Annotated in this window: 5 protein-coding genes and 2 rRNA genes; all 7 read right to left on the bottom strand. The window is 29.4% G+C overall.

Annotated elements, in window-relative coordinates:
• Positions 1-73: ribosomal RNA gene (locus tag KIB46_RS15705) — 16S ribosomal RNA — on the bottom strand; the annotation flags it as partial.
• A 417-nt stretch (positions 74-490) separates the two neighbouring features.
• Positions 491-1,594, bottom strand: a complete 1,104-nt coding sequence (gene glgD / locus KIB46_RS15700) for a glucose-1-phosphate adenylyltransferase subunit GlgD (RefSeq protein ID WP_291673111.1) — start codon at positions 1,592-1,594, stop codon at positions 491-493.
• Between the two features lie 22 nt (positions 1,595-1,616).
• A complete protein-coding gene (locus KIB46_RS15695) occupies positions 1,617-2,777 on the bottom strand; it encodes a glucose-1-phosphate adenylyltransferase (protein ID WP_291673109.1) in 1,161 nt (386 codons plus the stop codon).
• 200 nt (positions 2,778-2,977) lie between these two features.
• Positions 2,978-5,410, bottom strand: coding sequence for a glycogen/starch/alpha-glucan phosphorylase (locus KIB46_RS15690; protein WP_291673107.1), 2,433 nt, complete (start codon positions 5,408-5,410; stop codon positions 2,978-2,980).
• 19 nt (positions 5,411-5,429) lie between these two features.
• Entirely contained in the window at positions 5,430-6,863 is a 1,434-nt protein-coding gene (gene glgA, locus KIB46_RS15685; protein WP_156562985.1) for a glycogen synthase GlgA, read from the bottom strand.
• On the bottom strand, positions 6,832-8,760 hold the full coding sequence (glgB, locus tag KIB46_RS15680; protein ID WP_291673105.1) for a 1,4-alpha-glucan branching protein GlgB: 1,929 nt from the start codon (positions 8,758-8,760) through the stop codon (positions 6,832-6,834). Before glgB ends, glgA begins: the two co-directional genes overlap by 32 nt.
• Positions 8,761-8,969: 209 nt before the next feature.
• Positions 8,970-9,066: ribosomal RNA gene (gene rrf / locus KIB46_RS15675) — 5S ribosomal RNA — on the bottom strand; the annotation flags it as partial.

Raw genomic sequence — 9,066 nt, 5'->3', positions numbered from 1 at the left:
TTCATCGCTCGACTTGCATGTGTTAGGCACGCCGCCAGCGTTCGTCCTGAGCCAGGATCAAACTCTCAATAAAAAGTTTAATCTTGATACTTGATTTCTTAAGTTTACTCGTAAAAAGAATTGCTGGTTTTTAACTTTATATTCTGTTCAATTTTCAAAGACCAATTTGTGTGTCGCATTCAAGCGACTTTTTTATCTTATCACTTAATTTTGTCATTGTCAACAAGTTTTTTAATTTATTTTCTTACTTGTTGGCCTCACAACCAAGCGACGAATCATATCTTATCATATAAATAAAACATCATTAATATAATATTACTTATTTAATTAAATTATTCATATCTTTTTCTATTTTTCTTTATAATTCTATAATTATTAAATACTGATACACCTGGTTCAGTTTGTTTGATAAAAGCTTACTATCTCTTCATTTTTATCTATTAATAAACAATAAAGAGCATGATAGTTAATATTATCATGCTCTTTCATTCTATATATATTGTCTTTTTTTCATAACTACTGGCCAAGACTTAGATCCAACATAATTTTTCTCTTCTAATATTTGTGTGCCTTTATCTACTATTATCCTCTCCAACTTAGCTTTTTCTCCAATGACAACATCCTGTAATATTACGCATCCATCTATTTTTACATCTTTTCCTACATAAACACATCTAGATATTATACTATTTCTTACTTCCCCTTCTATATAACATCCATTTGCAATTATAGAATTTGTTACTTTGCTGTCTCTTGTATATCTAGTTGGAGCTTCATCTTTTGTTTTTGTATATATTGTGCCACCATTATAGAATAATTCCTTACTTACTTTCCTTTTTAATAAATCCATATTTGTATAATAATAGCTAGTTAAAGAGTTAATGCAAGAAAGATAACCATTAAATCTATAGGCACCTACATTTAATCTATCTAAGTTATCATGTATAAATGATTTTATTTTTTTATAACTTCCTCTTTTAACACATTCATTTACAATATCTATAAATAGGTAAGTAGGCATTATATACATTTCCATACTTATAGATGCTAAATTATCCTCTCCAACGTTCTTTCCTACAGACTTAACTTTACCTTCATCTACATTTACCACATCACACCCAAGAAAAGATTTATTTGCATTACTTACATCTTTATATATAACAGTTATATCATTTTTATTTTTTATATGATGCATAAGTACGTCCCTATAGTCAATATTACATATCATATATGATGGCGCTAATAAAACATAATCTTTTCTACTATTTTTTATAAACTCTATATTATCATAAAAATTATCAACATCATTAACAAATGGCTCCTCATCCCCAAAGTTAAATACCTTTAGTCCATCCTTCTTTCTATGAAGGTCCCATGGCCTCCCATTAGTTAAGTGATCCATTAGTGATCTAGATTTATTTTTTGTAAATATTCCTATACAGTCAATTCCAGAATTGGTCATGTTTGAAAGTATAAAATCAACTATCCTATATTTAGCTGCAATAGGAACTGAAGCTAATGGTCTATTTCGAACTAGCTCGTCCATCCTTTTTTCATTCTCATCTAAGTTTATTATCCCAACACAATTGTTCATTAATTTCCCTCCTTTCATAGTTTTATATTGTACTGCAGGCTTCTACTAAACTTCCTGATTTAACCTCTTCACTAGATGCTATTACAGCTATTTCATTTCCATCACCTATTCTGCAACCTTTTCTTATTATTGCATCACTGCCAATAATAGCTTTTTCAATAATTACATTATCTCCTATAAATGCATTAGGCATTATTACAGAATCTTTTATAATTGCCTTTTTTCCAATCTTAACTCCTTGAAACAAAACAGAATCCTCTACATTACCATATACAGTACACCCTTCTACTATAAGCGAATTTTTTATTAATGCATCTTCTCCTATATATTGAGCTATGTTTACTTTATTAGATGAATATATCTTCCACTCTTTATCATAAAGATTTAATTTATTATCATCATCTAATAAGTCCATATTAGCTTCCCATAGGCTATGGATTGTTCCAACATCTTTCCAGTATCCATCAAATGGATATGCCATCATTTTAAGATTATCTTTTATCATCTTTGGAATGATATTCTTTCCAAAATCATTACTTGAAAATCTATCTAACTCATCTTCCCTTAAATATTTTTTTAGTGTCTTCCAATTGAATATATATATGCCCATAGATGCTAAAGTACTTTTAGGTTCCTTAGGCTTCTCCTCAAACTCATAAATAGAATTATCTTCTCTCGTATTCATAATTCCAAACCTACTTGCTTCATCAATTGACACATTAATTACTGCAATTGTTGCATCTGCATTACTACTTTTATGTTTTTCTAGCATTTCATCATAATTCATTTTATATATGTGATCACCAGATAAAATTAATACATACTCTGGATTGTAACTATCAATAAATTCTGTGTTCTGATATATTGCATTAGCTGTACCTTTATACCAATTGCCACCTTTTTCTTCTTGATATGGGGGTAATATTCTCACGCCAGCATCTCTTCTATCTAAATCCCATGGGCTTCCTATTCCAATATGAGCGTTTAATTCTAATGGTTTATATTGTGTTAAAACTCCAACAGTATATATTCCTGAATTAGAGCAGTTACTCAATGGAAAGTCTATTATTCTATATTTACCACCAAATGGCACTGCTGGTTTAGCAAGCTTCTTCGTTAATACTCCTAATCTAGATCCCTGCCCCCCTGCTAAAATCATTGCTACTATCTCACTCTTACCCAATCCTCTCTCTCCCTTCTAATCTTCTTATCCTTCACTATAACAATATGAATTCAATCATACTAATATACATATTATTTACATTTATTTCATAAAAAAAATACAAGGTTTCTCTTTATAAACCTTGTATTTATCACACTTTAAAATTATTTTTATCCTTTTAAACCTTTTTTTATTTTCATTTATTCTACATAATATATTAATTATAAATTCTTATATATAAGTTCAGGACCCCATATACCTGTAGCATATTGTTGTATTGTCCTATCAGAAGAAAAAATCCCGGAATGAGCAATATTAATGCCACAAATCTCTTGCCACTTATACATATCTTTAAAAATATTATCTACTTTTTTGTTAGCCTCAACATATGAATCAAAATCTTTTAAGACATAAAACTCATCATTTAAAGTTATTAAATGATCATATATACTTCTAAACTTTTCTCTATCCTTAGAGTATTTACCATTAACCAAATCATCTATAACATTTTTTATACTTTCGTTTTTATTGTACATATCTTGTGAGGAATATCCTCCATTTTCTATATAGCTTAGTACTTGTCTTGCCGTAAGCCCAAATATAAATATATTATTATTTCCGACCTCATCACTAATTTCTATATTAGCACCATCTAAAGTAGCTATTGTTACAGCTCCATTCATCATAAATTTCATATTTGATGTTCCCGAAGCTTCTTTAGTTGTGGTGGATATTTGTTCACTTAAATCTGCTGCAGGTATAATCTCTTCTGCTAATGAAACATTATAATTTTCTAGGAATACTACCTTTATCTTTTTATTTACTAATGGATCATTATTTACCTTATCTGCTATAGCATTAATAAGCTCTATTATATTCTTTGCAAGATAATATCCTGGTGCAGCTTTTCCTGCAAATATAAAGGTTCTTGGGTTAATATCTAAGTTAGGGTTATTAGTAAGTTTATTGTATAAATCCATTATTCTTAAGCAATTAAGAGTCTGTCTCTTATATCCATGGATTCTCTTAACTTGTACATCAAATATAGAAGATGGATCAACTATAATGCCATTCTTTTTATAAATTTTTTCTGCTAATCTTTCTTTATTTTTTTTCTTTATCCTTGCTAATTCTTCTTGTACACCCTTATCGTAAGTAAACTTTTCAAAATTTATTAAATCTGTAGGATGTTTTATAAAACTATCTCCAATAGTATTACAAAGAAGATTTGTAAGTCCTGGATTACTTCTTAACAACCATCTCCTATGAGTAATTCCATTAGTCTTATTATTAAACTTATTAGGATAGAAGTAATATAGATTTTTCATTTCTTCTTTCTTCAAAATCTCAGTATGAAGTTTTGCTACCCCATTCACACTATGGCTACCTACAACTGCTAAATTAGCCATTCTAACTTGACCATCTGATATTATGGCCATATCTGATATCTTTTTCCACTGTCCAATATATTTATTCCAAAGGTCTGAACAGAACCTTTCATTTATCTCTTCAACTATCATATATATACGAGGTAACAAGCTTTTAAACATATCTATAGGCCACTTCTCTAGAGCTTCAGCTAATATTGTATGATTAGTATATGATACTATATTAGTAGTAATTCTCCATGCCTCTTCCCAACCTAATCCCTCTTCATCTAATAATATTCTCATTAATTCTGGAATAGCCAATGTTGGATGAGTATCATTTATATGAATTGATATTTTTTCATCTAAGAATTTTATATTTCCACCATGCGCCTTATAATGTCTTATAATACTTTGAATACCAGCAGATACAAAAAAATATTGTTGTTTTAATCTAAGTATTTTTCCTTCATAAAATGAATCTTCAGGATATAATACTTGTGATATGGATTCTACTGAATTTTTATATTCTATTGCTTTAAGATATTCTCCACTACTAAATGATGAATAATCAAATTCATTAGATACAGTTTCTGCGCTCCAAAGCCTTAATGTATTAGCAACATTATTTTCATATCCTACAATTGGAGTATCATATGGAACAGCTAAAACAGGTTCATAGTTAACTTGAGTAAATACCATTCTGCCATCTATATTTTCTACCTTAACTTCTCCACCAAACTTTACCACTTCACTTTTTCCAATCTTTCTTCTTTCCCACACGTTTCCTTGACGTAACCAGTTATCTGATAGTTCAACTTGTTTTCCATCTATTATTTTTTGCTCGAAAAATCCATACTTATATCTTATTCCACAGCCATGTCCAGCAATACCTAAAGATGCCATAGAATCTAGAAAACATGCTGCTAATCTTCCTAACCCACCATTTCCTAGCCCTTGATCTTCTTCTAATTCTTCTAAATCCCTCAAATCTATATTTAACTCTGCTAAAGCTTCTTTACATATGTCAATCAAACCTAAATTCATTAAAGTATCTCCAAGCAATCTTCCTAAAAGAAATTCCATAGAGAAATAATAAATTTGCTTTTCTCCAGTTTTATTATATCTTTTATTAGTATCTAACCATAACCAACTTACATAATCTCTTATTAAACTCCCTAGAGCTTCATACCTTTGCAGGTTATTACCATTTTCTATCTCGTCTCCATGAATATCCTTATACTTATTCTCATAAGCTTTCTTAAATGTATTTTTATCTAATGCCAACTTTTAATCCCTCCTATAATCAGGTTCTTGTTGCCTCCATATATAGCTGTTGGTATTCATCAGCTGATTTATCCCAGCTATTATTTGAATTAAGCGCTTGTCTTACAATCCTTCTCCATTCTTCCTTTTTTGTATAGAAACTTAACGCATACTCTACTATCATCAGCAATTCCTCTGCATTATAATTTGTAAAACTAAATCCATTTCCTAATTCATTGTATTGATTATAAGGGAAAATTGTGTCCTTTAACCCACCAGTCTCTCTTACTATAGGAATACTTCCATATCTAAGTGCTATTAATTGACCTAATCCACAAGGCTCAAATAAAGAAGGCATTAAAAATAAATCACTACTTGCATATACCTTGTGAGCTAATATATTATCAAATTTAATATTTGCTGACACCTTATCTTTATATCTATATTGTAGGTTTTTAAATTTATCTTCATAATACCAATCCCCAGTTCCAACTATAACTAATTGAATATTATTCTTTAATAACCTATCTGCAATACTAATTATCAAATCCATTCCCTTTTGGTTAGTTAGTCTAGAAACAATACCTATCATAGGTATTTCTTTATCTATGGGTAATCTAAGTTCTTCTTGTAACTTAATTTTGTTCTCCTGCTTATCACTTAATATATCCCCTTGAAAAGTCTTATAAATATTAAAATCTTTATACGGATTATATTCTTCATAATCTATGCCATTTAATATTCCTTTAAGATTATCATTATGTTCTCTTAATAATCCATCCAACTTCTCTCCATACTCTGGAGTTTTTATCTCTTCCGCATAACTATAACTTACTGTGGTTACCTTATCAGAATAATTAATTCCACCTTTCATGAAACTAATACACTCATAAAATTCTAAACTTCCATTATTATATGGTTCCATATCATATCCAAATAAATCTGGTAAAACTTCTTTTGGAAATATTCCTTGAAACAAAATATTATGAATGGAGTATATAGTTTTTATACTTTTATAAAATTCATCTTTTGAATACTCTAATTTTAATAAAACTGGAATCATCCCTGTTTGCCAATCATTACAATGTATAACATCAGGTATCCATCCTATTTCCTTAATGAACTCTAAGACAGCTCTATCATAATATGCAAATCTTTCTCCATCATCATAGCATCCATATACTTCATCTCTTCCAAAGTAGTACTCATTGTCAATAAAGTAATACTTAACTCCATTATGAGTGCATTCAAAAATACCACAGTATTGATTTCTCCATCCAACCTTAACCATAAACCATTTAACAAAGCTAAATTTATTTTTTAAATCTTCTCTTATTCCTTTATATTTTGGTATTACAACTCTTACATCTAACCCTTTTTTACTTAAGGCTTTTGGAAGAGCCCCAATAACATCCCCCAAACCTCCAGTTTTAATAAATGGATTAGCTTCTGATGCTACAAGTAATACTTTCATCATTATTTTCTCCCCCTTTTTTTATACCTAAGATTAGTGTTGCCATAGGTGGAACCTTAATCTTTATACTATATGGTTGATTATGAAATTCTATTTCTTCTGGAACTAAATTTACTTCTGCCATAACTTGTCCAGACCCTCCATATTTCTCATCATCACTATTAAATACTTCTACATAGTCTGATTGTAATGGAACTCCAATTCTAAAATCATACCTTACAACTGGAGTAAAATTGCATATAAATATTAAAGTATCTTTCTCATATTTTCCTCTTCTTATAAATGAAACTATACTTTGATCTTTATTATCTGCATCTATCCATTGAAAGCCCTCTATATCATAATCTAATTCCCACAATGCTTTATTATTTAAATAAAACTTATTAATATCTTTAATAAAGTTTTGAGTTGCTTTATGCATTGGAAACATATCAATAAGCTTCCACTCTAATTGCTCATATTCTCTCCATTCTATAAATTGAGCAAATTCACTTCCCATGAAATTCAACTTCTTTCCTGGATGTCCAAACATATAACTAATTAATAATCTATAACCAGCAAACTTGCTCCAGTAATCTCCTGGCATTTTATCTACTAACGACTTCTTTCCATGTACAACCTCATCATGTGAAAAGGGCAATATAAACCGCTCTGAATAGTTATACATTAATGAAAAAGTTAGCTTATTATGATGATACTTTCTATATATAGGGTCTTTACTAGTGTATTCAAGCACATCATTCATCCATCCCATATTCCACTTAAAGTCAAATCCTAATCCATCATCACTAACCTTTCCTGATACCTTAGGCCATGCTGTTGATTCCTCAGCTATCATAATAGTTTTTTCATTGTTTTCTTTTACTGCTGTATTTAAATCTTTTAAAAATTGAATCCCCTCTAAATTACAATCTGTACCATACTTATTAGGAAGCCATTCCCCATATTCTCTTCCATAACTTAAGTAAATAATATTAGATACAGCATCTACTCTTAATCCATCTATATGAAATTCATTTATCCAATACATAGCATTTGATATAAGAAAACTTTTTACCTCTGGTTTACCTAAATCAAAATTAAAAGTTCCCCACCCTTTATTATCAGCTTTCCAATACTCCTCATATTCATAAGTTGGACTTCCATCAAACATATATAAACCATGTGCATCTTTGCAAAAATGACCTGGTACCCAATCTAAAATAACTCCAATATTATTTTGGTGCAGTTTATCAACTAACTTTTTAAAGCCTTCAATATTTCCGTACCTAGTTGTTAATGAATAATATCCTGTACATTGATACCCCCAAGATGCATCAAGAGGATGTTCGCATAAAGGCATGATTTCAACATAGTTATAACTCATTTCTGTTAAATAGTTTGGCAATACTTCACTTAATTCTTCATATGTTAAAAACTCATTATTATTTATTCTCCAAGATCCTAAATGAATTTCATATATATTAATAGCAGTATTATATATATCCTTTTTTCTTTTTTCTTTAATCCAATTATCATCTGACCATATGTATTCTTTAGGCCTATATGCAATTGATGCTGTATTAGGTCTTACTTCAGAACATATTGCATAAGGATCAGACTTAAAAATAATTTTATTATCCATTGTCTTTATAGCATATTTATATTTAACACCTTCTTCTAACTTAGGTAAAAATCTACTCCATAAGCCATCCTTAGATATTTGTTTCATTTTATAGTTGTTATCCACACAAAAATTATTAAAATCTCCAACTATCCACACAACTTGTGCATTAGGTGCCCAAGTTGTGAATTGAATTCCATTAACTCCATTAGAGTCACATACATGAGATCCTAATAATTTATAAGATTTATAATTCATTCCCTTATGAAACATATAAATTTCATTATTCTCCATTAGTAATTCTCCTTTTCTAGTACTGTTCTTTACATACTATTCAAAAAGAAGAAAACTTATTAACAAACTTTAAATAAATAGGAATTTATCATTTGCAATCGTTATAAATTAAAATAGATATGTATAAAAACATATCTATTTTCCTATTTTATATAATTTTATATAATTTTATATAACAAAAAAAGAATAGCCATCGCTATTCTTTTCTAACTTGGCAACGTCCTACTCTCCCACACGGTCTCCCATGCAGTACCATCGGCGCTATAGAGCTTAACTTTCCTGTTCGGTATGGGAAGGAGTGTTTCC

The organism is Clostridium sp. (assembly GCF_018372875.1).
In the GTDB taxonomy this organism is placed as follows: Bacteria; Bacillota; Clostridia; order Clostridiales; family Clostridiaceae; genus Clostridium.
The sequence above is the reverse complement of the archived record's forward strand: the minus strand, read 5'-3'. Positions and strand labels throughout refer to the sequence as shown.